Here is a 25,252-nt window from a genome sequence, read left to right as displayed (position 1 = left end):
GAAAGAGACGCTTTCCTTGGTTACATGTAAGATTAGAATTTCTGTCCGATGGTAAATTCAAAGGATGCTTTTTCATCCCCTGCTTCATCCATAACCGGCTGTGCAAAGATAAGCCCAATCGGTCCTAATGGAGAAACCCATTCAAGCGCAATACCTGTACCACCGCGTTTAATATTTAAATTATCTTCACCGATCATACCATAGTCAAAAAAGATTGCGGCACGCATTTTAAGACGTTCGATCAATGGGAAGCTCGCTTCTACGGTATTAATGAGCATTGTGTTACCACCAACAAGCGCACCTAAAGGCTCATCAGTCGTTTTTAGAGTCCCTCTTGGAGAAATGGAGTTAGACTCATAACCACGAATGGTTCTAACACCACCCATATAGTACTTCTCACCGTAAGAGTATATTTCATCTGAATCATTGATGGCAAGGTATTTGAACTGAGCTTTGTAACGTAAAATCAAATCATAATCGATCAAATCTTGCAGACCGTAATAGGTTGCAAATTTATTGACACTGCTCATAAACTTCTCATCACCACCCAATCCTGCAATCTCTAAACTGCTGCTTGCAGCGATACCACTACGTGGAAGGTAGTAGTCATCGGTATTGTTAAACGAGATACCTGGAACAACCGAACTTTTAAGTGTTCGTTCCGTGGTATACAAAGAGGGATCAACGCTGTCATCCACATCAGAGAGTTTGTTTTGCTCAATAATATACCCTATTGAAACACCCCAGTTACGTGCAATTTTACGCCCTAAAACAATGTTAATTCCGTATCGCTCTTCATCATAATAGTCGTAGTCATTGTCGGCGGCATAAATTTTACCACTAAGGCTGTACACAGAGTCAAAAAGGCGTGGGTTACTTAAAGAAAGTGCACCATTAAGCTCACTATCACTTCTTTCCACATCAATACCAGCTCGCAAGCCTGAACCAAAGATATTGCCATCAGACACACTCGCACTCAACAAAAGTCCATCGGATGAGCCATAACCAATACCACCACCGATTGAACCTGTTGAAGCCTCTTTGACATTGATGACTAAGTCCATAGAGTTTTTACTCAAACGCTCTTCTTTGATCTCAACATCTTCAAAATACCCTGTTCGCTTAAGCGCACTTTTTGTATCGGTAACATCGGTTCTGCTATAAAGATCATTATTGGCTAAGTAAACTTCGCGTCTGACAACCCTATCAATCGTTCGGCTATTGCCTGCGATTCTGACATTGTTGATATACACTTTTTCACCCGGGATAACACGGTATGTAATGTTTGCAATGTGTGTTGCTTTGTCATTTTTAACATCCGGAACAATTTTCACAAACGCATACCCCTGATCCGCGACCTTGGTCTCAATCAGTGTCATATCTTTACGAAGTTTTGCAACGTTAAAGACTTTTCCATTTTGAAGGAACATCGCTTTAATCACTTCATCGCTATCGATAAACCCTTCTGGAATTTCAATCGCAATCGTACCCACTTTGTACTGTTCGCCTTCACTGATACTGTAAACAAGATCAGCGGTATAACTATCGAGGTAGGTTTTTAAGAAAGGTTGACTCACTTCACAGTCCAAGTAACCTTTTTGCATATAGGTATCTTTAATACGCGCAGAATCATGCTCTAAATCACTGGTTCTCAGCTTTCCATCGTTAAAGCCCCACATCCAAGGAAGCCACTCTGCAGCTTTATTGGCGATATTAGGCTCAACATCATCATAATCCAGCTCTTTTGTACCGCATAAGGTAACGTTTTTAATCACAACGTTTTCACCGCGGTTAATGATAAAATCCAATGACATAGAGAGTTTTTCACTGAGCGAAGTCGTTTTAATCTCAACAACGGTATCAAAATACCCTTTGTCTTCATAAAACTTGATAATTTTGAGTTTGGAGAGTTCTGCTCGTTCAGCATCATAAACTTCACCTTTTTTGATGCCTGCAAGTTTATTCATCTCATCTTTGTCGCTCTCACTAATGCCTAAAAAATCGACCTTAGCAATAACGGGTTTTTCTTTCACATGGATCAACAGAGCACCTTCGCTCACCTCTTCGACCCAAACATCTTCAAAATAGTTCTGTTTGTAAAGCGTTTTTACTGCTTTATCGATTTTTTCCATATCGACAGAGTCACCGGCTCTCATATCGATCATCTCTGAAGCCATCTCTGGTGAAAGATGGATCAAACCATCAAACTGAAGGTTTTTTAACGGAGCCGCACACAAAGCAGTCGCGACAACAAGAGACAACGCAGTTATTTTTTTCATACTGATCAGCCCTAGAATTTATTTTTTTAGATATTTTGAATATAATACCATCTCTAGAATTAAGTGCCTATTAAACCTCATATAAGGTTACATGTAAGTGCTCGAAGATACGGTAGAAAAGGAGTTTTGATGGTTGTTGGTATTGTTGGACTTGGTTTGATGGGAGGCTCTTTAGGTTTAGCACTCCAGAACACCAAATTGGTCTCTAAAATTGTTGGCTTCGACCACAATCTGAGCCACTGTGAAGAGGCATTAAAACTCAATCTTGTACATGACATTGTCTCCTTCGCTGAGATTAAAGCTTGCGATGTGATTTTCCTTGCCATTCCTGTTGGAGGCATTATCAAAGCACTCCAGGATCTTAAAGATGTGCGCGATACAACGACCATTATTGATTTAGGAAGTACCAAAGCGGAGATTGTAGCTTCTGTGCCTGAAGCAATTCGATCCAACTTCATTGCCGCACACCCGATGACGGGTACCGAAAAATTTGGCCCCAGTGCCGCGATTCAAAATCTTTATCATGACAAAGTGGTTGTTTTGTGCGATACAGACAACAGCAATGACCTGCATAAAAACCGAGCCATTCAGATGTTCTCCCACATTGGAATGAAAATCGTCTTTATGGATCCGATCTCACACGACGCGCATGCTTCATTTATCTCGCATCTTCCCCATGTGATTAGTTATGCACTAGCCAACAGTGTTATGGGGCAAGAAGACCCAAAAAGCATTTTAGCCCTTGCAGCAGGTGGTTTTAGGGACATGAGCCGTGTGGCTAAGAGTTCGCCTCAAATGTGGTCGGACATTTTCAGACAAAATAAAGCCAATCTTTTAAGTTCGATTGAGGTGTTTAAAGAAGAGCTTGAAAAGTCAAAAAAGATGATTGAAGAAGAGGACTGGAATGGTCTTGAAGCGTGGATGAGTAAAGCCACCACCTTGCATAAAATTCTCTAAAAAAGCTTTACATGTAAGTTTTTTTAGGTTTACATGTAAGGATTAATGACCGCCAAAACGCACAAGAGCGCTTGCCCACGTGAAACCACCACCAAAGGTATCTAAGAGCATCAGATCGCCTTTTTTGATACGTCCCTCTTCATAAGCATCGTTCATTGCCATCGGAATGGACGCTGCAGAAGTATTGCCGTATTTTGCGACGGTTAGAACGGTTTTTTCGATAGGGAAATTAAGTTTTGCACGCACCGCTTCGATGATTCTAAAATTGGCTTGATGTGGGATGAAATGATCGACCTGAGAAGCTGTGATGTTATTGTTTTCTAAAATATCAATCACATCGTTGGTCAAAGTTTTAACCGCCACTTTGTAAACTTCATTGCCTTGCATTTTGATGTAATTAAGTTTGTTATCCAGTGTCTCTTGGGAACATGGGTATTTTGAGCCACACCCTGGAGTGATCAGAAGATCGCCATAACGACCATCAGCAGAGGCGTGAATATCTAAAATAGCTTCGTTTTTATCTTCAGTCGCACCAATAATTGCTGCACCGGCCCCATCACCAAAAAGAATACAGGTTCCTCGGTCGGTATAGTCAATCATGCTACTAATTTTTTCGGCACCAATAAGCAAAATATTTTTCTTCATGCCTGATTCAATGAAAGCTTTTGCCATGGAAAGCATGTAGACAAACCCACTGCACGCAGCGCTGATGTCAAATGCCATCACATCATTAATGCCCAGTTTACCAGCAATCACACACGCAGTGGAGGGCATACACAGATAATCAGGTGAAAGTGTCGCACAGATGATAAGATCAATCTCTTCTTTCGCTATCCCCGCACGCGAAATGGCAAGAAGCGCTGCTTTAACGCCCAAATCGCTTGTTGTCTCATCATCCGCAGCAATACGTCTTTCTTTAATGCCTGTACGCTTCTCAATCCACTCATCTGTTGTTTCAACCATTTTTTCAAGATCCACATTGCTGAGGATGTGAGAAGGGGCATAACCACCAATGGATTTTAAAGATGCGTACACGTTTATCCTTTATTGCTCTAGTAGCGCTATTTTTTGCTCAATATCAGCGTTGATATTGGAGCTTGAAAAATTGATCGCTTGAAAAATAGCATTTTTGACCGCTTTAGAGTTGCTTTTACCATGCCCTATAATCGCACAGCCATTAATACCAATCAGTGGTGCTCCACCGTATTCTGCATAATCAACTTGCTTTTTAAGCACTCTAAATACTTTGCGCATCAGTACCGCCCCCGCAATCGCTAAAGGAGAGCGCCTAACATTTTGCTTGATAATCTTGGTAATCGAATCGGCAACACCTTCACTGGCTTTAAGCAAAATATTACCCACGAAACCATCACAAACGATGACATCAACAGAGCCGTCAAAAATATTATTACCTTCGACATTACCGACAAAACTCTCACATTTTTTGAGTGTTAAAAATGCCTCTTTTGTAATTTCATTACCTTTACTCTCTTCTTCGCCATTAGAGAGTAAACCAACTTTAGGCTTAGCAATTTTTAAAATATCTTTGGCATAGGCTTCGCCCATGACCGCAAATTGTGCTAAATGTTCTGCTTTACAATCCACATTAGCACCCACATCCAATACCAAACTCAATCTGCCAGGAACAGCTGTTGGCATAATGGTTGCAATGGCAGGCCGTAAAACGCCTTTAAGCCTTCCAATACGCAATGTTGCCAAACTCATCGTTGCCCCGCTGTGTCCCATGGAAACAACGGCGTCAGCTACCTTGTCTTTCACCAAATCAACGGCTTTATAAATAGAGGTCTCTTTGCGTTTAAGGGCATTGGTGGCTGCTTCGTGCATATCAAGAACATCGGAAGCTTCAACAAATGAGATTCTGTCTAAATATTCATGAGGAGTAAGGGATCTTAGAAGAGTGACGTCCCCAACAAGAAGTGCTTTAAAATCACGTTCTCGTAATGCGTGAAGCGTTCCTTCAACAATGGGGGCAGGACCGAAATCCCCGCCCATCGCGTCAATTGCTATGGTTAGCATTTAGTTTTTATATTCGCCTGTCGTTTTGTTCACTCTATGAGGCATTTTCCATGTTCCATCAGTGTCTTTAACAGGCATAGGAAGGGTTACTTTATAGTGTGTTCTTCTTTTCGCGCCTCTGGTTTTACTCACGCGTCTCTTAGGTACTGCCATTTTATTCTCCTTTTAGTTGTTCACATTGTCCACAGTAGTGGTAATCGCTTTTGAAGGCTTCGATCTCACTTTGAAGCATTGAATCCACATCAATCGAACCGTCAAAAAATTCTATTATATTTAAAAGCCCTTCGCCTTCTTGATCTTCATAAAGACCCTCACAGGCAAAGACTTCAACATCTTCATTGACCATCAGCTTAAAACTTTCAGCGCATCGATCACACACATGAAGAAGGGTTCCTTCCATTGTACCTGTGCATTTTACCATTGTCTTACTTGTCTTTAACGCTTCTCCGAAAAATCTAATTTCACCTAAAGATGTTTCAAAATGAATCCCAGTTGTGGGAATTTTTTTGAATTCGATCTGCATTGAAATTAAAGAATTTCTCTTCGTGCAAAAAAGAAATCAATTTCGATTTTTGCATTCTCTAAACTATCACTACCATGAACTGCATTTGCATCAATACTATCGGCAAAATCAGCTCTAATCGTACCTTTAGCTGCCTCTTTAGGATTGGTTGCACCCATAAGATCACGGTTTTTAAGAACGGCATTTTCGCCTTCTAAAACCATAATCACAACAGGACCACTAATCATAAATGAAACCAATTCGCCAAAAAATGGTCTGCTTGCATGAACAGCGTAAAAAGCCTCTGCATCCGCTTGGCTGAGTTGTACTTTTTTCATCGCTGCAATTTTTAACCCATTTGATTCAAATCTGTCAACAATTTTACCAATAACGTTTTTTGCTACTGCATCTGGTTTAATAATAGATAATGTGCTCTCCACAATTCTCTCCTATAGATAATTTAATTTCATAACTTTGTAGGGAATTAGAACGTGGGAGTATAGCAGAATTTTTTTTTAATATCAATAAAGAGACGAGAAAGTATCTTACATGTAAAACTAAAGAGGAAAAATCCTCTTTAGTTTTTACTGTTTTTACTCAGCACAAGGCGTTGTGCCTTTTCTCAAATCTGCGCCGATTTCATCACGACTTGGCTGACCAGGATAAGGAGCATCCCATACGATACAGCCTTCTGTTGGGCACGCTTCTGCACATGCAGGGGCATCATGATGTCCGACACACTCTACACATTTGTCTGCATAAACATAATAAATATCTGCACCTGTTGGGTTGTCACTATCGTCTACAATTGCTTCCACAGGACACTCGTCGATACAGGCACCACATGCGATACAAATATCAGTAATTTTAACTGCCATAATTTCTCCTTACTTTAGTTTTATACTAGCAAAAAACTATACCGAAACTAAATTAAATTTGATATTAAAATGGATTGTAATCTAAACACATCAAACCAAAAGAAGGTAAACGCCCATTGACGTTTTTTCTGCTTCCCCTTAACGATCTTAAAAGGATTATTTGAATACTATCATTCAATTAGATTTTAGTTAAGCGGAGGCGTATTACATGAACTCAATAGCAAAAAAAGTGACAATTTTACAAGTATTCATTGTTTCTATCTCTATTTTTTCATTTATTTTTTACATCAATTTTTATCTGAGTGGTTATATTAAGCAAGAAACTGAACAAAAAATTCATTCAAATATTACAGATTTACAACAAACGGTTCAAGTTTATAACAGTGCGCTTGAAGATACTGCGGTGAAACTTTTTAGTATTTTTGAAGCGGGCTTTGGCTCTTTTAATGTCGATGCCAATGAGAAGATCAAGGTCAACGGTATTGAAACACCTTTAATTGCAGCAGGCGGATACACACTCAATAATAATTTTTCAAAAGTAGAAGCTTTTAAAGAGCTTACAGGAGCGATTTCAACTGTTTTTGCATTGAGTGGAGATGATTTTATTCGTGTCTCAACCTCTTTAAAAAAAGAAGACGGCTCACGTGCCATGGGAACTTATTTAGGGAAAAATAGCCCGGCCTATGAGCCCATTATGAAAAAGCAAAAATACATTGGAAGTGCAAGGCTTTTTGGTCAAGATTATATTACCGTTTACGCTCCTATTATTGAAGATGATAAAATTTTGGGAATTTTATTTATTGGTTACAATTTTACGGAGGGGCTTAAAGCACTTGAAGCACAGATCAATACGATGAAAATTGGGGAACATGGCTATTTTTATGCGATGAATACCAAAAGTGAAGCGTATGACATTCACCCAAAAAATGACGGAGCGAAAATTACTTCAGAGCTCGATAAAAAAATGCTCACACAAAAAAATGGAATGTTCCATATTATTGAAGAAGGGGAAGAGAAAATCTTAAGTTTTCAAGCCTTTAATAAGTGGAATTGGGTTTTAGTTGCCAAAGCCAATGAAAAAGATTTTCAAGCAGCAAACGACAAACTACGAGATATACTTATCATTACCTCTTTAATTCTTACCGTGGTAATTGTGCTTGTTATCTGGATTATTATCAATCAAATTATTACCAAACCGCTTAATAACCTGATTGAAAAAGCCAAAGAGCTCTCCAGTGGCGATGGCGATCTTACCCGAAAACTGCAGATTAAAGGCAGTGATGAAATCGCACAAGCGAGTGAGCAAATCAACCATTTTATTGAAAAAGTGCGTGTGCTCATTTGCAATGCAAAATCGCTCTCCAGTGAAAATTCTTCCATCTCTCATGAACTCTCAACCACCTCATTACAAGTTGAAAAATTGGTCGAACAATCAACCACCATTGTCTTTGATACCACCAAACAAGCCAATCAAGTGCGCGGAAATATGTTAGGCTCTATTGAGCAAGCTAAGAGCAGTAAAGAAGAGATGATTAAAGCCAACCGTTCACTCTACTCCGCCAGTAATGCCGTTGTTGCGCTCACGGATGAGATACAAAAAAGTTCTGTCACCGAAATTGAGTTAGCTCAAAAATTAAGCCAACTTAGTACCGATGCAGAACAAGTCAGAAGTGTTTTAACCGTCATCAGTGACATTGCGGATCAGACCAATCTCCTTGCCTTAAATGCCGCCATTGAAGCTGCACGCGCAGGAGAGCATGGACGTGGGTTTGCTGTTGTTGCGGATGAAGTACGAAAACTAGCGGAACGTACTCAAAAAAGCCTTATCGAAATTAATGCAACGATTAATGTCATTGTCCAATCCATCGTTAACTCCAGTGAACAGATGGGCCATAACTCTCAAAAAATTGAAGCACTCGCTATCAGCGCCCAAGAAGTTGAAAATCGTCTGCAAGAGAGCTTCACGATTATTGATGCGGTGACAAAAACAACCGAAAATACCGTTGATAATTATCTTCAAACAGGCACTGAAATTGATGCGATTATCACTAAGATAGGTGAAATCAATAAAATTTCAACAGAAAATAGCAGAAGCGTTGAAGAGATAGCAGGAGCGGCAGAACACCTCAGCAAAATGACGGAAAACCTCAACCATAAGCTCGAAGAATTTAGAACATAATTTTGGGTTAAAACTTATTGGATAAAATTAGTCTTCTTGATTAAAAGAGTTTTGTATATTTAATTGTATAATTTCTGTACCAATAAAAATTCTCAATTAAAGGATACCTATGTTAGTAACCAATAAAGCTCCTGACTTTACAGCAACTGCCGTTCTTGGTGACAACCAAATTGTCGACAACTTCAATCTATACGAAAACTTTGGATCAAAAGGCACTGTTGTGTTCTTCTATCCACTCGATTTTACCTTCGTATGTCCATCTGAAATCATTGCCTTTGATAAAAGACTTGAAGAGTTTAAAAACCGTGGAATTAATGTTGTTGGCGTCTCTATTGACTCACAATTTTCACACTTTGCATGGAAAAATACTCCTGTCAATCAAGGTGGAATTGGGCAAGTAAGATTCCCATTGGTTGCCGATATTACCAAACAAATTTCTCGTGATTACGATGTTCTTTTCAAAGAGGGTGTCGCACTTCGTGGTTCATTCTTGATCGACAAAGACGGTACGGTAAGACACGCTGTGATCAATGACTTACCTCTTGGAAGAAATATTGATGAGATGTTACGAATGATCGATACGATGCTCTTTACAAATGAATACGGTGAAGTGTGCCCAGCCGGTTGGCAAAAAGGCGATAAAGGTATGACAGCAAGCACAGAAGGTGTTGCTGATTATCTAGCGCATAACTCAGAAAAACTATAATCATCTTCGCTAAGAGAGATGAACTCTCTTAGCGTACTCTTTTTTATGACCTCTTGTGACACACAGAACATGACTCAACACTGGCAATCACATCCATTCGATCAATTTTAACGCTCTTAGCTTGCTCTAACGCTGTTTGATATTCAAACAAATTTTGGTCATAATCCACATCTTCAATCGCTCCACACTGTTTACAAATAATATGAATATGTGGCTTTGAGTAGATGTCATAGCGCATTTTCCCCTCAGCGGTATTGACCTCAATCACCACACCTTTTTCTTTCAGTGTTGCAAGGTTTTTGTAAACCGTTGCCAAAGACATCGATGGATTCTCTTTTCTAAGTGCCTCATAAAGATCATCAATTGTCGGATGCATCTTTTTACCTAACTCTTTAAGAACCGATATTCTTTGGGGTGTTGCTTTAAGCTCTTTGGTTTTGAGAAGAGTGATAAAATCATTCATCATAGACCCCTTTCTTATTACTATTTTCTGAATGATTCCATAATTCAGATCAATTTTCCTGAAAAAAAACTAACTAATAGTTTTTATTAATTAATATACTTCTTACAAAATGCGTTTGCAAGAAGAAAAAGCACCAGAGGTGCGTGGGCATTGCGCCGAGCAAAACCCAGTGTTAACGTAGTCTTTAAAGCTTTGCTTTAAAGACGTGTAAAAAATTCTACAAGAGCTCTAATAGAGTTCCTTTAAAATGGCTTCGGATAACTGTTCAATGCTAATGCCCAATTTTTTTTCAATCAAATGTGTCGCACCGTGCGTGATAAAAGCATCCTCATATTCAAAGCTTTTAATCTTTACATGTAAAGCATGTTTCTCTTTCAATACCATCAGCAATGAGCCAACGCCACCAATCTTTACACTGTCACTAAAGACATACCATTGATCATACTCTTGCGCTAAAGAGATCAGTAATGGCTCATCCAAAGGTTTGACAAATCGTAAATCGACAATCGCTGCTTCAATACCTTTCTCAGCCAATAATTTTGCGGTTGCCACAGCTTTTCCAACCCCTGCACCATACCCTAAAAGAAGAATGCTGCTTTGCCCTTGTTGGAGCAGTTGTGCTTTTCCATACTCAAACGGCAAGGATTCAAAAGCATCTGATTCTAAAAATGATCCTCTTGGATAACGAATGGCTAATGGCCCTTTGTGAAGATACGAGTAGTGAATCGCTGCGTGCATGCTTCGTTCATCGCGTGGTGCCATTAAGGTCATATTGGGGACGGCACTAAGATAAGAAATATCAAATGCCCCTTGATGCGTCTCGCCATCTTCACCCACAATGCCCGCACGATCAATTGCAAACACAACATCCAAATTCATAATACAGGCATCATGAATCACTTGATCATACGCTCGTTGCAAAAATGTGGAGTAGATTGTAATATAGGGTTTAAAACCCTCTTTCGCCATGGCACACATCGATGTTACAGCATGTTGTTCAGCAATTGCCACATCCCAAAAACGATTTGGATACGCTTGAATTAAAGGCGTTAATCCTGTGCCGCTGGGCATGGCTGCGGTAACACCTACGACATTGTCGTGCGTTTTAGCCAATTGCATCAGTGCTTCAGAGTACATCGTTGTTGCATTTTTGCTCAGCCCTTGCTTGATCGCTTCGCCACTTGCCACATCAAAAGGGCCTACACCATGCCACTTTTCGTAGTACCCCTCCGCCATCTCATAGCCTTTGCCTTTGAGGGTTTGTGCATGAACGATCACAGGTTTTTTAAGACTTCGCGCCGATTGCAATGCACGAATCAGGCTTTCAACATCATGACCATCAATGGGCCCAATATAATCAATACCCAACTCTTCAAATAAAATACCAGGCGTAATCAGCTTAAAACTCTCTTCAAACTTTTTCGCCATGTATGTAGCACTCTCAGGTAGGTACTGCAAAATTTGTTCGGTTGTTTTTTTAATTCTTTGGTAAAATCCACCCGCCATCGCACTGGATAAAAACTTGCTAATGGCACCAATGGGCTTTGAAATACTCATTTTATTATCGTTGAGTAAAATGACAACAGGGTAACGGCGATCGCCTAGCTCATTGAGTGCTTCATACACCATCCCCGCACTGAGTGAGCCATCTCCAATCAACGCAATGGGTACGCGTTTGTATTGCTCTCCTTTGAGTGCTATCGCTTTTGCAGCGCCTACAGCAAGTGAAATTGAGGTGGAGCTATGCCCGGCAACAAAGTAATCACACGGTGATTCATTGGGTCTTGTGTAGCCACTAATGCCATCAATTTCCCTAAGCGTATCGAAACGATCCCAACGATCGGTGAGGAGTTTATGGGTATAGGCTTGATGACTTACATCGAAAATAAAAGGATCATTCTTCACATCAAAGACGTAGTGCATGGCAACAATTAGCTCCACAGCGCCTACATTGCTGCTCAGATGCCCACCATTTTTACTGACGGTCTGAATAATTTTTTGCCTAATTTGCTCACAATATTCGTTCAATTCTTCAATGGAGTATTCTCGTAATGTTTTCATCGCTTCCAGTGCTTTTTAATTTTCTTGTAGTAAATATTTTACTTTTTCTAAACGCATTGCCAAATTGCCGTCGAGGTTTCCCACGTCGCTGAGAATGACAACGCCACCTAAGGTAATCGCATCATCAGACGTTACTTTGATCTTTTCATCTTCTGCGTAAAGCTCTTTAAGTGCCTCTAAATCTTTAGGGTTGACCCTCAGTTCAATTTTAATCGCATCTTTAACCTCTTGCAATAACGCTTTTGAAAGCGATGCAGCAATTTTTGAACTTGAGACACTCACCTCTTTTTTAATCACCTCTTTGGCGATCTCAAAAGCCGTCACACTCATATCGGTTTCTAGTTTAGCCAATCTCTCTTCGATGCTTTTATACAGCGTATCCAAATGCCCAATCGATTTTAAATAGCGTGACTTCATCTCAGATGTCACCTCTTCAAACTCATCTTTGGCTTTTTGGTACCCTTGAGCATAGGCGTTTTCACGCTCTCTGGTGAGCTCTTCTGTGAGTCTATTATTAAAATCTTGTTCTTGTTTTTCAATCTGAATTTGAAGTTTTACCACATTAGTTGTCAGCTCATCGGTCTTTTTGAGCAGCTCTTCAATAAACTGATTTTGGGTTCCCTCTTCAATACGGGCAATGTTAACGATTTCATCAGGAACATGCTTTGATTCGCTAGCAAAAGCGTTTTCAGTGACGTACTCTTCATTTACATGTAAAGGTGCCACGCCATCTGCTACGTTGGAGCCTAGGACTTTAAACCGATACGGTTTAACCGAGTGATCGTCTACTTTTTCTTTATCAATGATATTTTCTGTCACGATCTTAACCTATCATCTCTTCGGCTTCGCCGATTTGGAGAATGCCTTGCTCTGAAAGTTTTTGCACCTCTTCAACAATCTTTCGTTGAGACTCTTCGACATCTTTGACACGAACAGCGCCTAAGAAGTTCATCTCCTCGACAAACGCTTCTTGAGCACGTTGTGACATATTATCAAAGAACTTGCGTTTAAGATCCTCGGCTGAGCCTTTCAGAGCTACCATCAAATCACGTTTATCGGCAACTTTAAGGATTTCACGCACGGCATTGCCATCAAGTTTCATAATATCTTCAAACGTAAACATCATATCTTTAATAATAGAAGCCAGTTTCTCATCGGCTTGTTCAATGTAGGCAATCGTTGTTTTAGACGCTTTTTGACCCAAACGGTTGAGGATTTCAGCCACAGCCCTTGGCCCACCCACTTCCACTTTATACGAAGTCAAGGATTCGAGTTTATTCTCTAAAACAGCCGACACTCTTTTAACAACAGAAGGTGAAATCTCACCTAAGTTTGCCATTCTAATCGTTACTTCACTTCTCAACTGATCAGGGAAAAACGAGAGTGTTTCAGCCGCACTCGTTGGATCCATATGTGCCAAAATAAGCGCAACCGTTTGAGGGTGCTCATTCATAATAAAATCACCCAACTGTTGAGGCTTAATTTGAGAGAGGTAACCAAAACTTTGAGAATTTTCCATCGATTTAGAGAGTTTATCAAGAATTTTCTGAGCACCCTCCGCTCCAAACGTACGGTATAAAATCTCTTTCGCATACTCCATACCACCACTTCGGATGTATTGGTTGGATTGTAAAATGACATAAAATTCTTCTAAAACAGCATTAGCAACCGATTTATCAATATTTTTGGCCGTTGCAATAAATTTGGAAATATCCGTTACAACGTCTATCTCCATATGTGAAAAAAGGTTAGCGGTTGAATCTTCACCCAGTTGGATCATCAAAATTGCCGCTTTTTCAGACATTGAGAGTTCATTATAGAGGGTTTTTTGCTCTTCTGTTAGTTTCATTATCCAATATCCTTAGAACTGTTTCTGCTACTATCGTAGTCGCCTTCATTGCGAATCATAGACTGTAAAAGTGAAGCAAATTCTTCACCTTTTTGCTCAGCAACATGTTTAAGCTTTTCAAGTAAAACATCGTATTTAAGGGCTTCTTCGTTAAAGTCTTGACCAATACCAAGTTGATCTTCCACTTTTTTACGCGCTTGTCTAAATTTCTCCAAGGTATCTTCGGCACCCTCTTCTTCATGGGTCGTAACAGGTTCGACCTCATCTTCAAAGTCATCCAATTTTGTCTCCACCATTTTTTGGCTAAAGGGAATGATAACTTTTTTGTAGAAGATAAAGAGCAAAATAGCAACAATCAGGTATTTAACCAGTGGCACCAATGGCCCTACGTAATTAGAGACTTTATCCATCATATCTTTGGTTGGAGCACGGGTTCCATCGCTGGAGAGTGGCTTGAATTCAAAGTTATTCACCGTGACTTCGTCCCCTCTTGTTTGATTGTATCCAACCGTTTGACGTACCACATCACGAATGGCATCCATCTGTTCTTGGGAAAGTGAAAAATACTCTAACTCGTTCTTTTTATTGCCCTCACTGTCCACTCCGTATTTATAAACACCATCCACCACTACTGCTGCAGTTAAGCGTTTAATTTTTGCAAACTCATCTTTAGAATTGACCACTTTTTTAGAAATTTCATAATTGGTTGTGGTGGAACTTTTTTGATAGGTTTCACTTTTTTTACCATTTTCTAACCCTTGAACAGGTCCGATATTGCTAATAGCACCAGGAACGCCACCCACATCTTGGGGCTCTTTTCCTTCACGCTTCTCTTCAACGCTCTGCTCACTTCTGGGAACTGAGTTTGGATCATACGTTTCACTCACATAATCTTGCTGTGAAAAGTCAAAATCAATTGTTACTTTGGCATTCACTTTATCCACACCACCAATAACAGGCGCTAAGACATTGATAATTTTTTGCTCAACATTATTCTCAAACTCTTTTTTATAACGCATCTGACTTTTAACAAGCTCACCTTGGAAGATGTTGCTCTGCTCGTCGCCCAAAGGCTCACCATCTTGATTGACAACAGAGACATTTTCCGCATTGAGGTTAGAAACAGAAGCTGCAACGAGATTTTTAATGCCGATAATCTGTTTGATAGAGAGGTTCATACTGGGGCGAATATTTAAAACAATGGAAGCCGTTGGAGCCGCTTGTTTTTGCGCAAAAACGGTCTCTTTTGGAATCGCTATATGCACACTCGCATTGGCAATAGGACCCAGGCTTTCAATCGTGCGCGCAAGTTCGCCCTCAAGGGCGCGAATGTATTTAATTTTTTGTTCAAAATCGGTCGCACCAAACTCCGTTTTATCAAAAATCTCAAAACCTACTTTGCTGTTTTTAGGAATGCCAAGGGCTGCAATCGCAATGCGCTGTTTATGAACGACATCACTCGGAACTGCGATGGTGCCTTCATTGAGCACTTTATAAGGAACTTTTTCTTTTTCGAGTTGCTGAATAATCAGTGCAGAATCACCTGCGGTTGTATTTTCAAACAGAACACTGTAGCCATTGCCTGTGCCCGAAGTTGAATTTTTATAAAGCGTCAGAAACACTAAAAAACCAATCAAAACAACAATCGATACGGCAGCAACAATCCTTTGGCGCAAGGTCAAGTTTTGTATAAGTGTTGCTATTTGGTTTAAAAGTGTTCTAAGCTCCATAGTCTCTTTCTCTTACATGTAAAGTGTTTTAAAGCATTCAAAAAAGCGTGCATTTTGCTCTGGTGTTCCGATAGTAACACGAATAGCATTCATACCATACGATCCTAAATTTCTAACGATTATACCCTTTTCCATCAACTTTTGCGCAATTGCGCCAGAGTTTTTACTCGCATCAAATTCTAAAACGATAAAGTTGGTATAACTCTCAATCACTTTAAATCCAAGCTCTTTTGCAAATGCTTCATACGCGCTCATCTGCTCAAAATTTTCCTTAACCGAAGCATCCACAAACGCTTCATCACTGAGTGCTACAATCGCAGCTTTAAGTGTGAGATTGGTGATGTTAAACGGTGCTCGAAGTTTCAAAAACGTTTGAATGATCTCAGGCTGTGCAATGCCATAACCACAACGCATACCGCCCAGTCCATACGCTTTTGAGAAGGTTCCGGTGTAAATGGCATTAGGGTATTTGGTTATTAGCTCTTGGGAATCAATATTTTTAGCAGGATCTTTAAAGCGTGCATACTCTAAATAAGCGGCGTCAACCACCACCAATGTCTCTTTGTCAATTTGATCTAAAAAAGCATAAACATCTTTAGCATCCAAACACTCGCCTAATGGATTATTTGGGATACAAAGCATAATGATCGAAATATCTTTATTTGCTTTATAAATTTCAAGCATCTCTTTCAAATTGTGCTGAGCAGAAGGCGTTCTAAGTACTTTTGCACCTGTTTGAAGCGCATAAATTTCATACATGGCAAAGGTAATACCTGCCATTAACACTTTCGTATTCGCATTGGCTTTCGCGTGAATCGCAATCTCAATCACTTGATCACTACCTGAGCCTATGATAATGTTTTTATCTTCAACATGGTATTTTTTCGCCAAAGACTCTTTGAGTTCATACATACTGTCATCGGGATAACGGTTCATATGAACCGCTTCTGCGCGTACCGCTTCAATCACTTTTGGACTACACCCTCTTGGGTTTTCATTGCTTGCTAGTTTAATCACATCTTTGGCTTCAATGCCATACTCACGTACCACAAGCTCAATCGGCTTGCCCGCTTCGTACGTTTTTAAATTTGCTAAAATACCGTTAAATTGCATTCCTCATCCTCCACAAATATAGCTTCCAAGCCATTTAATATCGTATCTGTCTCTATTTTCATCGATCACTTTTTGGACATTTTCATCATCAATGTGTCCCTCAAAATCCATGTAAAAAATGGATTGAAACCCTTTTTCTTTTGTTGGGCGCGACTCAATCTTTGTAAGATTCACTTTTTGATCTTGGAAGGTTTGTAAAAACTCCACAAGTCCGCCTGGTTTATCATCAGTTTTTGCCAAAATGGAGGTTTTATTATGTACCCCTTTTTTGTTTTTGAAGTCACTTAAAATCAAAAAGCGCGTCTGGTTTGCCATATTGTCTTCAATTTTTTCAAACAAAATGGGCAAGTTCGACAATTTAGCAGCAATGTGTGAGCAAATCGCTGCGGCATCTGGATCTTCGCTTGCTTTTTTTGCCGCTTCTGCCGTTGATTTGGTGGGAATAAACTCCACGCCTAAGAGCATATGCTCCTCCAAAAATCTTCGACATTGGTTGTAACCTTGCGGATGTGAGTAGATGCGTTTTACTTTTTTAATGTCCTCGCACACCGTAGCAAAGGAGTGGTGAATGTCCATATACAGTTCTGCTACAATTTTTGAGCTAAATTTTCCTAAACAATCCAGTGTCGTACCCACGGCACCTGCGGTATTGTTTTCCACAGGAACCACGCCGTATTTTGCTTCACCATTTTCCAAGACATGAAACACTGCTTCGATGGAACTGACTTCAATATAACTGCCCATCGCGCCAAAACGACTCTCTGCGGCTTGATGCGTGTAACTGCCTTCTGGTCCCATAAATGCGATTTTCTCAGGAAATTCAAGGTTGCGGCTTACGGCAAAAACTTCTAAAAAAATTGCATCTATCGCTTTTGTGTTCAGCGCACCGTTATTGAGCGCTTTGAGACGATCTAAGATCTCTTTTTCACGCTCAGGTCGGTAAATTGCTGTTCCACTGGTTTGTTTGGCACGTCCAATCTCTTTGACCTTTTCCATACGTTCATTGAGTAGTTTTAAGATCTCATTGTCAATCAGATCAATCTCTTTTCGAAATTTATCGATTACCTGCATGATGTGCCTTTCCTATGGAATAACTCACAGATATGCTTTCTCTAATGCAATCACATCTTCAAAGCTTTCACGTTGGCGAATCAAACGATCTTCGCCCTTTTCAAGTGCAACTTCGGCGACGCGCGTACGTGTGTTGTAATTGCTACTCATCGTAAAGCCGTAGGCTCCTGCACTTTTAACGACCAGAAGATCATCGTGTTCAAGGGCAGGTAAGGCAATATTTTTCGCAAAAAAGTCACCACTTTCACAAATCGGACCAACGACATCACACACGCTTGTCGCTTGCTCTTCTTTGCCTTCAACATCAATGGCATGATACGCTTGGTAAAGGCTGGGGCGAATCAGGTCGTTCATAGCGCCATCAACGATCACAAAGCGTTTAAAACCATTGTTTTTTTCATACAGCACACGCGTTAAAAAGAAGCCACAATCGCCTACCAAATAGCGTCCTGGTTCGCACACAAGTGTGACATCAAGACCGGTAAGGGCTGCAAAAATTGATTGAGCGTAAGCATAAAGATCAACAGTTGTTTCATCTTTGTACTGAATACCAATGCCACCACCCACATCAAAAAATTTAATCTCTATTTTGAGCGCTTTTAAATTTCGTAATAAATTCGCCAACACCAGTGCCGCTTCTCTAAAAGGCTCCACTTCGGTTATCTGACTTCCAATATGAAAATGGATGCCCACAGGATCAAGTGAAGCGCTGTTTTTGGCATGAATGTACATGCGTTTGGCACTGTCCAAATCCACGCCAAATTTATTTTCATGAAGACCCGTTGAGATATACGGATGGGTTTGAGCATCGATATTGGGATTGACACGAATGCTGATGCGTGCAATCACGCCTAGTTTTGAGGCAATCATCTCAACGCGATTCATCTCCTCTTCACTCTCAAGGTTGATCATCAAAATATCGTTTTGAAGGGCTTCTTCAATCTCTTCATCCCGTTTGCCGACACCACTAAAAATAATTTTGTATTTTGGAATTCCCGCCACTAAAGCGCGTTTCACTTCGCCAATGGAGACGCAATCGCATCCTGCACCTAGGTGTGCCATGTGTTTTAAAACAGAGAGATTGGAGTTTGATTTTACGGCAAAACAGATCAGTGATTTGCGTGCTTTAAAAACCTCTTTGAGAGCAGAAAATTTTGTGTCGATCGTATCAAAATCATACACGTATAAAGGGGTGCCATATTTTTGTGCCAAAGCTTGGAATTTCGTCATTTTGAACCTTATCAGAGATAACAATAATTTACTATTCTATCAAAAAGTTCAACAAAAAATGATTAAATAGAGCCCAATTTAGCGTTTAGCGTAAAAATGTAATGCTGTAAAAAAGAGCAGAATAATTGGAAGTAAAATAGCAATCTCAGCAAAAATAACGCCATTGGCTGCCAAACGGCTGAGCAAAAAGAGTCCACTCCACACCACAAGGGTGATAAAGGCAAACGAAGAAGCAATCAGTGCCATATTAAAATAACGCCCCATAACAGGTGCTTTATAGTACAAAATGACAATCAAAAAAGGGGCAAAAAGCGGGAAAAAAAGTTGGTAAAAAAGTGTCGCTTTGATCTTATGGGTATTCACCCCTTGGGTTTCAAAAAAGAGTAGCGCATCGATGCCGTCTATAATGGAGAGTGCATATTCACTCTGATACACATTGTCCATGATCTTTGGTTTAAAATTTTCCATCGTTTTGAGTGTTTCAACACTTTCCGTGCGGTATCCTGTATCATCCAGCGAGCTGACATGCGGTTTATGAATGATGCTGACATTTTCTAAAACCCAATGATTTTGAATAAACGAAGCAACGGAAGCGCGAATAATCTTGGTAAGATCCACACTCTCCACTTCAAAAATAGTGACATCGTATGCGACTTGTTTAAGAGGGTCAAGCCGCTTAAAATAGACATACTGGTTATCGTGTTTTAAGAAAAGATCTTCGGAACTGGTGGAAATACGGTTATATTTTTTAAGATTGGCACTGTACTCGTACGCATAGGCAAACTCGGTGCAATTAAGCCCAATGTAGCCCAGCGTTAGGAGCAAAGCCGTCAGAAAGAAAGGTCTGACCAAAGAGCGTTTTGAGATACTTGAAGCGTACATACAAATGAGCTCATTGGATTTGATCATCCCAAAATAGGTTACAACCATGCCAAAAACAATAGAGAGTGGCAATACATAATTGACCGCATTCATCCCTTGGAAAATTGCGTAGAGTAGCTGTAAATTGGCAGAATCGGGAATGTTATTGTAATTGGTAAGCAGATCAACACCGACATAAAAAAGATCAAGCGCTATGAAAATAACAAAGAAATTTTTGAGATAATTTTTAACAATGTATTTCTCAAAAAGTTTCATACCTTATCCGCCTCGCACAGTGTTTGTTTAAGGGAGTATTGTAGCGAAACTTCTTTTAAATCCTGTGAGAGGAGGGCTTGAATGCTTTTCTTTACATGTAAAAGAATTTCGGGTAAAAATTCTCGCTGACACGCTGAAAAATCAGAAAGCACATACTTGGCTACATCGCTTTTATGCAAGGGTTTTCCAATGCCAATGCGCACCCGTATATACTCAGCACCAATATGTGCATCAATCGATCTTAACCCGTTATGACCGCCATGACCACCTCCGATTTTAAAACGCAGGGTTCCAAAAGGAAGGTCTAAATCATCATGAATCACAATAATTTGATCAGGTTTAAAGTAATCATCCACGGCTCTAACACTTTCGCCTGAGAGATTCATATACGTTGTGGGTTTAAGAAGAAGCATCGAAGGGGCTTTAAAAAGCTCGCCTTTGAAATTGGCTTTGGTGATTTTTTCGCAAGAAGATTGGTCATCGATGAGTGCATCGATGACCATAAAACCGACATTATGTCGATTGTTTTTGTATTGTAAGTCTGGATTTCCAAGCCCTACGATCAGTGTCATAATAAGCGTTACTTCGCTTTAATAACTCCGGCAACAGAAACACGTGTCTCATCCATGATGATAACGTTTGCTGGAACGGGGATATCACGTACGAGAACAGTATTACCAACATCAAGTCCACTGACGTCAATGACGAAGCTGTTTGGTAAATTTTCTGCTGTACATTTAACGGTTAAACGTTTTTTTGATTGAATCAAAACGCCTTTGTTTTTTGTGCCGACGGGAAGACCTTCAAGCATAACAGGCACTAAATATTTACTAAGAACACCTGGAAGTGCAATACGCAAATCTACATGTAAAAGATTGCTATTTACTGGGTCTCTTTGGTAATCTTGGATCACAACATTGTACTCTTTACCAGCAACTTTGACTGGGAAAATAAGAGTCTCTTTGTTCTTTGCTGCTTTGATGAATTCGTTTGCTTTAAATGCAGCATTGATGTTTTGTTCACCCTTACCGTAAATATTAGCAATTAGATATCCATCTCTACGAAGCGCTTTGGTAGCCTTTTTTTCGATACTATCTCTAATGATGCCTTCTAACATAGTTTTCCTTTGTAAAAAATAAGGTGCTAATTGTACAGGAGTAAACCTAAAAGCTGTATAAAGTTTCTATTTCTTTAAGCTAAGGATGTCTTTGTCGATCTCTTGAAGCTCTTTGATGCTTACACGCGTCTCATCTTTGCGTGTCTCTTTTTGACTTTTATCGGCATCGTAAAAATCGAGTGCCATCGTAATGTCATTGCGACTGGTCGAGGTTTGAATCGCCGCTTCACGTGAGATTCTTCCCTCCGCGTACAATCCTAAAAGGGCTTGATCAAAGGTTTGGGTTTTGTAAACGTCTTTTCCCTCTTTAAGCGCATCAGGAATTTCACCCTCACGCCCTTCTAAAATCAATGCCTCAATACGGGCGTTTTTGACCAAAATTTCGACTGCTGCTGTTCGTCCATTATCGACCGTTTTAACCAATCGTTGCGCAACAATGCCTTGCAAAACAGACGCCAATGACATCTTGATGCGGTTTTGCTCGCTTCCTGGGAACATACCAATGATACGCCCAATGGTCTCTTTTGCATCTACGGTGTGCAGTGTGGAGAGCACTAAGTGACCGGTTTCGGCTGCGTGCATCGCCGTTTCGATCGTTTCAAGATCACGCATTTCACCCACCAAAATAACATCAGGATCTTCACGAAGTGCGGCACGAAGCGCATCGGAGAAGGAGATGGCATCTTGCCCGATGGCACGCTGATTGACCACGCACGATTCATCTTTGTAGATAAACTCCACGGGGTCTTCAATCGTAATAATATGCTTTTTTTGCGTCTTGTTGATGCGATTGATCATCGAAGCAAGTGTCGTTGTTTTACCCGATCCCGTAGGACCTGTGACTAAAATAAGACCCCGAGGAAGATCGCACAGCGTGTTCAAAATATCAGGCAAATGAAGGGCTTCAATCGTAGGAAGCACCATCGGGATCGTTCTAAAAACTGCGGAGACACCATCGACTTGAAAGAACATATTAACACGGAAACGGTACTCATCGTTGAGTTTAAAGGTGAAGTCAATAGACATCTTGCAAAACTCAAATAAAAGGCACTAAAAATGCTTGGCAAGAGGCATGAAAAAATATGAACAAATGCAAAAGCATAAACCCAAAGATTTTAAGCGCCATATTGGCGTTAATGAAGAGACATTTAACGCAATGATAGAGGTGTTTAGGCAATACGATGAGAATCGTAAAAAAGGATTAGGTGTAGGAGGGAGGAGATCTCTTTCACCAGAAAATAAAGTACTTTTGATGCTTGGCTATTATCGTGAGTATCGCACCCTTGAACATATTGGATTTGATTATGGTGTGAGTGAATCAACGGCTTCAAGGATTGTATGTGAAGTAGAAGAAGTGTTGATTAAGTCTGGTAGATTTTCATTGCCAAGCAAGAGAGAACTCTATAAAAGTGATGTTGCCCTCTCTTTTGTTGTCATTGATGCGACAGAAACGCCTTGTCAAAGACCCAAAAAAAGCAAAGAGAGTACTACTCAGGTAAGCAAAAGCGTCATACCCTTAAAGGACAGATTGTGATTGATAAAGAGGAGAGGATTATGTGTGTGCATACCGCTAAAGGTACGACACATGATTTTAGACTGTTTCAAGAATCTAATCTCCCCTTGATGCCCAAGACCTGTGTTTATGTTGATTTGGGATATCTGGGTATTGCCAAAGAACATAGCCATTGTCAAATTCCCCATAAAGCCTCCAAACTTCATCCTTTGAGTGAGGAGCAAAAAGAGGAAAACAGACAAAAAGCAAGTGCTAGAATATGTGTTGAACATGTGAATGCTAAAATCAAAACATTTCAGATACTCACCCAAAAATACAGAAACAGAAGAAAACGATTCAATCTACGCTTTAATTTGATATGTGGATTAATCAACTTTGACCGTGGTTTTGCTGTGGAATACAAATGAGTTTTGCAAGATGTCTAATGTTTTTCTTCTCAACCAACTCAGGGAAACGACTTCGTAAAAGCTCTTTTGCCAACGTCAGTCCATCTTGGTATCCAAGCGCTTCTTTTGAAAAGGAGACAATTTCACCATGAATACGCCCACGAATTGTCGCTCCTGTCTTTACATGTAAATCGCTTCCTTTGTGCTCAACCAGCTTACTGAGATAAAACTTCAGCTTTTTGGTCATCTCAAATGTGAGTTCGCTTACATTGACTTCAACTGCTGCCATTTGGGCATCCTTTGTCTATTTGAGTTCGTTTAAAATCTCTACAAAAGCTTCTTTAAAGGCACGTAAACCCTCATCCATCAATTCATCACATACAACGTTCATATCGATGCCATTGGCTTCTACAGAGTGAAAAAAGTTCTCAATCCAGTCCGATCTAAGCTCGATAGGCTTGCACGCTTTAGAAGAGGCAATGAATGCTTTAATGGTTGCAAGTGGAGCGGTATTGATCGAGTTTGGAAGCAAAAGTTCTTTAATGTAATAATCAGGACTCAGCTTATCGCCTTTAGCGCCTGTACTCGCAAACAACGTTCTCACATTGGGTAACTTTGCATTTTGAATGAGCTCATAGCAACGCATGGCGTTCATAATGCCCACACGTGATGTTACAAAATCAATCTTTGCAAGTTCACCATCCAACTTACGATCAAAACGACTGACAAAGATGCTGATGACCGCTTGAGGCAGTTTTTTAACCCCTTTTTCGACTAACGTTTTATTCGCACTGCCAAAGGCTTTAATACACTCTTTGGTTTGAGTGTCAGAGAAAACAAGAGTAGCATTGACATTTATGCCTTCGCTCAAAAGCGCTTCCATCGCACTAAAACCAGCCTCCGTAGCTGGTACTTTGATCATCACATTAGGATAACCGATCGCTTTGAAAAGGCGTTTGCCCTCTTCTACGGTCGCTTCGGTATCGTCACATAAGAAAGGGTCTACTTCGATGCTGATAAAGCCATCATCGCCTTTTTCATACGAACTTAAAAGCTTTTTGGCGGCGAGTTGAATGTCGCTAATCGCCAGCGCTTCATAAATCTCTTTAGCCGATTTGCCTTGGAGTTTGGCTTTATCTTCTGCATACGCAGGCGAGCCTAAAAAAGCGGCTTGGAAAATAGAAGGATTACTCGTTGCCGCATTAACAACATTGTTTGCGATCAACTCGCCAAATTCACCCTCAAGGAAGCTTCGCTCCACAAAATCACACCATAACGAAAATTTCAGTTCATTGTTATACATTGTTTGACTCTTTTAAATAAATTGGAGAAGATTGCGCATATCTTTCTCATCGATCACGATATTCGCTGCATTTTTCAAAATCGGTTTGGCGCAAAAGGCTACTTTCTTCGCCGCACATTCAAACATCGAGATGTCATTCGCGCCATCACCCACGGCAATCGTATTTTCATAACTTACATGTAAAAGATTTTGCAAGCGTCTTAGCATATCACCTTTGGAAAAACCAAACATCATGTCGCCACCGACCAGTCCACTAAGATGTCCATCTCTTACATGTAAAACATTCGCAAAGTCCACATCAAACCCTAAAATCGCTTTAGCAGGTGTCGTTGCGATGCGAAAACCTCCGCTAAAAACGACTACCGTATAGCCTTTGGCTTTCAGTCCAGAGATTGCCTCTTTGGCACCATTCATCAGAGGTAAGCAAGCGCACATCTCTTCTGCAATTTTGGCGTTCATCCCTTTTAAAAGCCCTACACGTGTGCTCAAACTCTCGAAAAAATCAAGCTCTCCACGCATCGCAGCTTCAGTTATCGTTGAAACCTCTTTTTCGACTCCATGCGCTTTGGCTAGAAAATCGATGGTTTCGCCATCCATCAGCGTTGAGTCAAAATCAAACACACACAACTTCATCCAGACTGCTCCTTGTGATTCTTAAGGCACTTATTATAGCAGTATCTTGCTTAGGCAATAAAACATAAAACAATTACCTCTTTTTCAGCGTTTAAGTTATAATACGCC

At 40.2% G+C, this 25,252-nt stretch carries 27 protein-coding genes; 5 read left to right on the top strand and 22 right to left on the bottom strand.

Going from position 1 to position 25,252, the window contains the following annotated elements:
• Positions 1-32: 32 nt before the first annotated feature.
• Positions 33-2,279, bottom strand: a complete 2,247-nt coding sequence (gene bamA / locus SMUL_RS01550) for an outer membrane protein assembly factor BamA (RefSeq protein WP_025343506.1) — start codon at positions 2,277-2,279, stop codon at positions 33-35.
• Positions 2,280-2,408: 129 nt separating this feature from the next.
• Here bamA and SMUL_RS01545 point away from each other — a divergent pair, with 129 nt between their 5' ends.
• The gene (locus SMUL_RS01545; RefSeq protein ID WP_025343505.1) at positions 2,409-3,236 is read left to right on the top strand and encodes a prephenate dehydrogenase; all 828 of its coding nucleotides are present in this window, start codon (positions 2,409-2,411) and stop codon (positions 3,234-3,236) included.
• Between the two features lie 42 nt (positions 3,237-3,278).
• Here SMUL_RS01545 and SMUL_RS01540 read toward each other — a convergent pair whose 3' ends face one another.
• From SMUL_RS01540 to SMUL_RS01515, 6 genes are all read right to left on the bottom strand, one after another.
• Complete coding sequence (locus SMUL_RS01540; RefSeq protein WP_025343504.1) at positions 3,279-4,271, bottom strand: beta-ketoacyl-ACP synthase III; 993 nt, start codon at positions 4,269-4,271, stop codon at positions 3,279-3,281.
• 9 nt (positions 4,272-4,280) lie between these two features.
• A complete protein-coding gene (gene plsX, locus SMUL_RS01535; protein ID WP_025343503.1) occupies positions 4,281-5,273 on the bottom strand; it encodes a phosphate acyltransferase PlsX in 993 nt (330 codons plus the stop codon).
• Positions 5,274-5,426, bottom strand: a complete 153-nt coding sequence (gene rpmF / locus SMUL_RS01530; protein WP_025343502.1) for a 50S ribosomal protein L32 — start codon at positions 5,424-5,426, stop codon at positions 5,274-5,276.
• 1 nt (position 5,427) lies between these two features.
• Positions 5,428-5,694: a DUF177 domain-containing protein gene (locus SMUL_RS01525; RefSeq protein ID WP_223809744.1), complete on the bottom strand. Its 267-nt coding sequence runs from the start codon at positions 5,692-5,694 to the stop codon at positions 5,428-5,430.
• Between the two features lie 107 nt (positions 5,695-5,801).
• Positions 5,802-6,215 (bottom strand): nucleoside-diphosphate kinase, encoded by a 414-nt coding sequence (gene ndk / locus SMUL_RS01520; RefSeq protein WP_025343500.1) that lies wholly within the window; start codon positions 6,213-6,215, stop codon positions 5,802-5,804.
• A 153-nt stretch (positions 6,216-6,368) separates the two neighbouring features.
• Positions 6,369-6,653, bottom strand: coding sequence for a DUF362 domain-containing protein (locus SMUL_RS01515; protein ID WP_025343499.1), 285 nt, complete (start codon positions 6,651-6,653; stop codon positions 6,369-6,371).
• A gap of 208 nt (positions 6,654-6,861) precedes the next feature.
• On the opposite strand from SMUL_RS01515, the gene SMUL_RS01510 reads away from it, so the two are divergent.
• Together SMUL_RS01510 and SMUL_RS01505 are read left to right on the top strand one after the other, a co-directional pair.
• Positions 6,862-8,832 (top strand): methyl-accepting chemotaxis protein, encoded by a 1,971-nt coding sequence (locus tag SMUL_RS01510; protein WP_025343498.1) that lies wholly within the window; start codon positions 6,862-6,864, stop codon positions 8,830-8,832.
• Positions 8,833-8,941: 109 nt separating this feature from the next.
• Positions 8,942-9,538, top strand: coding sequence for a peroxiredoxin (locus SMUL_RS01505; protein ID WP_025343497.1), 597 nt, complete (start codon positions 8,942-8,944; stop codon positions 9,536-9,538).
• A 43-nt stretch (positions 9,539-9,581) separates the two neighbouring features.
• Here SMUL_RS01505 and SMUL_RS01500 read toward each other — a convergent pair whose 3' ends face one another.
• From SMUL_RS01500 to SMUL_RS01445, 12 genes are all read right to left on the bottom strand, one after another.
• Positions 9,582-10,001, bottom strand: coding sequence for a Fur family transcriptional regulator (locus tag SMUL_RS01500; RefSeq protein ID WP_025343496.1), 420 nt, complete (start codon positions 9,999-10,001; stop codon positions 9,582-9,584).
• A gap of 228 nt (positions 10,002-10,229) precedes the next feature.
• Positions 10,230-12,062, bottom strand: a complete 1,833-nt coding sequence (dxs, locus tag SMUL_RS01495) for a 1-deoxy-D-xylulose-5-phosphate synthase (RefSeq protein WP_025343495.1) — start codon at positions 12,060-12,062, stop codon at positions 10,230-10,232.
• Positions 12,063-12,077: 15 nt separating this feature from the next.
• Positions 12,078-12,881: a flagellar assembly protein FliH gene (gene fliH / locus SMUL_RS01490; RefSeq protein ID WP_025343494.1), complete on the bottom strand. Its 804-nt coding sequence runs from the start codon at positions 12,879-12,881 to the stop codon at positions 12,078-12,080.
• A 4-nt stretch (positions 12,882-12,885) separates the two neighbouring features.
• On the bottom strand, positions 12,886-13,914 hold the full coding sequence (gene fliG / locus SMUL_RS01485; protein WP_025343493.1) for a flagellar motor switch protein FliG: 1,029 nt from the start codon (positions 13,912-13,914) through the stop codon (positions 12,886-12,888).
• Positions 13,911-15,641: a flagellar basal-body MS-ring/collar protein FliF gene (fliF, locus tag SMUL_RS01480; protein WP_025343492.1), complete on the bottom strand. Its 1,731-nt coding sequence runs from the start codon at positions 15,639-15,641 to the stop codon at positions 13,911-13,913. The genes fliG and fliF overlap by 4 nt, the downstream gene beginning before the upstream one ends.
• A gap of 12 nt (positions 15,642-15,653) precedes the next feature.
• Positions 15,654-16,754, bottom strand: coding sequence for a histidinol-phosphate transaminase (hisC, locus tag SMUL_RS01475; RefSeq protein WP_025343491.1), 1,101 nt, complete (start codon positions 16,752-16,754; stop codon positions 15,654-15,656).
• A gap of 3 nt (positions 16,755-16,757) precedes the next feature.
• Positions 16,758-17,825: a prephenate dehydratase gene (gene pheA / locus SMUL_RS01470; protein WP_025343490.1), complete on the bottom strand. Its 1,068-nt coding sequence runs from the start codon at positions 17,823-17,825 to the stop codon at positions 16,758-16,760.
• Between the two features lie 24 nt (positions 17,826-17,849).
• Positions 17,850-19,055, bottom strand: coding sequence for a diaminopimelate decarboxylase (gene lysA / locus SMUL_RS01465; protein ID WP_025343489.1), 1,206 nt, complete (start codon positions 19,053-19,055; stop codon positions 17,850-17,852).
• A 78-nt stretch (positions 19,056-19,133) separates the two neighbouring features.
• Positions 19,134-20,192 (bottom strand): LptF/LptG family permease, encoded by a 1,059-nt coding sequence (locus SMUL_RS01460; RefSeq protein ID WP_025343488.1) that lies wholly within the window; start codon positions 20,190-20,192, stop codon positions 19,134-19,136.
• Positions 20,189-20,764 carry an aminoacyl-tRNA hydrolase gene (gene pth / locus SMUL_RS01455; protein ID WP_025343487.1) on the bottom strand — a complete coding sequence of 192 codons (576 nt, stop codon included), beginning with the start codon at positions 20,762-20,764 and terminating at the stop codon, positions 20,189-20,191. The genes SMUL_RS01460 and pth overlap by 4 nt, the downstream gene beginning before the upstream one ends.
• Positions 20,765-20,772: 8 nt before the next feature.
• A complete protein-coding gene (locus tag SMUL_RS01450; protein ID WP_025343486.1) occupies positions 20,773-21,309 on the bottom strand; it encodes a 50S ribosomal protein L25/general stress protein Ctc in 537 nt (178 codons plus the stop codon).
• Between the two features lie 66 nt (positions 21,310-21,375).
• Positions 21,376-22,335, bottom strand: a complete 960-nt coding sequence (locus SMUL_RS01445; RefSeq protein WP_025343485.1) for a type IV pilus twitching motility protein PilT — start codon at positions 22,333-22,335, stop codon at positions 21,376-21,378.
• A 46-nt stretch (positions 22,336-22,381) separates the two neighbouring features.
• Between SMUL_RS01445 and SMUL_RS01440 the strand changes: the two genes are divergently transcribed.
• Both SMUL_RS01440 and SMUL_RS01435 read left to right on the top strand, forming a co-directional pair.
• Positions 22,382-22,843 (top strand): transposase family protein, encoded by a 462-nt coding sequence (locus tag SMUL_RS01440; protein ID WP_025343414.1) that lies wholly within the window; start codon positions 22,382-22,384, stop codon positions 22,841-22,843.
• Positions 22,765-23,229 (top strand): transposase family protein, encoded by a 465-nt coding sequence (locus SMUL_RS01435; protein ID WP_084613060.1) that lies wholly within the window; start codon positions 22,765-22,767, stop codon positions 23,227-23,229. Before SMUL_RS01440 ends, SMUL_RS01435 begins: the two co-directional genes overlap by 79 nt.
• On the opposite strand, the gene SMUL_RS01430 is transcribed toward SMUL_RS01435, so the two are convergent.
• Genes SMUL_RS01430 through serB form a run of 3 tightly spaced genes read right to left on the bottom strand, consistent with a single transcriptional unit; the run spans position 23,192 to position 25,144 of the window.
• The gene (locus tag SMUL_RS01430; protein ID WP_025343484.1) at positions 23,192-23,497 is read right to left on the bottom strand and encodes a hypothetical protein; all 306 of its coding nucleotides are present in this window, start codon (positions 23,495-23,497) and stop codon (positions 23,192-23,194) included. The two genes, SMUL_RS01435 and SMUL_RS01430, sit on opposite strands and share 38 nt — an antisense overlap.
• A gap of 15 nt (positions 23,498-23,512) precedes the next feature.
• On the bottom strand, positions 23,513-24,511 hold the full coding sequence (locus SMUL_RS01425) for a transaldolase (RefSeq protein WP_025343483.1): 999 nt from the start codon (positions 24,509-24,511) through the stop codon (positions 23,513-23,515).
• 12 nt (positions 24,512-24,523) lie between these two features.
• Positions 24,524-25,144 (bottom strand): phosphoserine phosphatase SerB, encoded by a 621-nt coding sequence (serB, locus tag SMUL_RS01420; RefSeq protein WP_025343482.1) that lies wholly within the window; start codon positions 25,142-25,144, stop codon positions 24,524-24,526.
• Positions 25,145-25,252: the final 108 nt, after the last annotated feature.

This window comes from Sulfurospirillum multivorans DSM 12446, assembly GCF_000568815.1.
GTDB lineage: Bacteria > Campylobacterota > Campylobacteria > Campylobacterales > Sulfurospirillaceae > Sulfurospirillum > Sulfurospirillum multivorans.
Note: the sequence above shows the minus strand (reverse complement) of the source record. Positions and strands in the feature narration are given on the sequence as shown.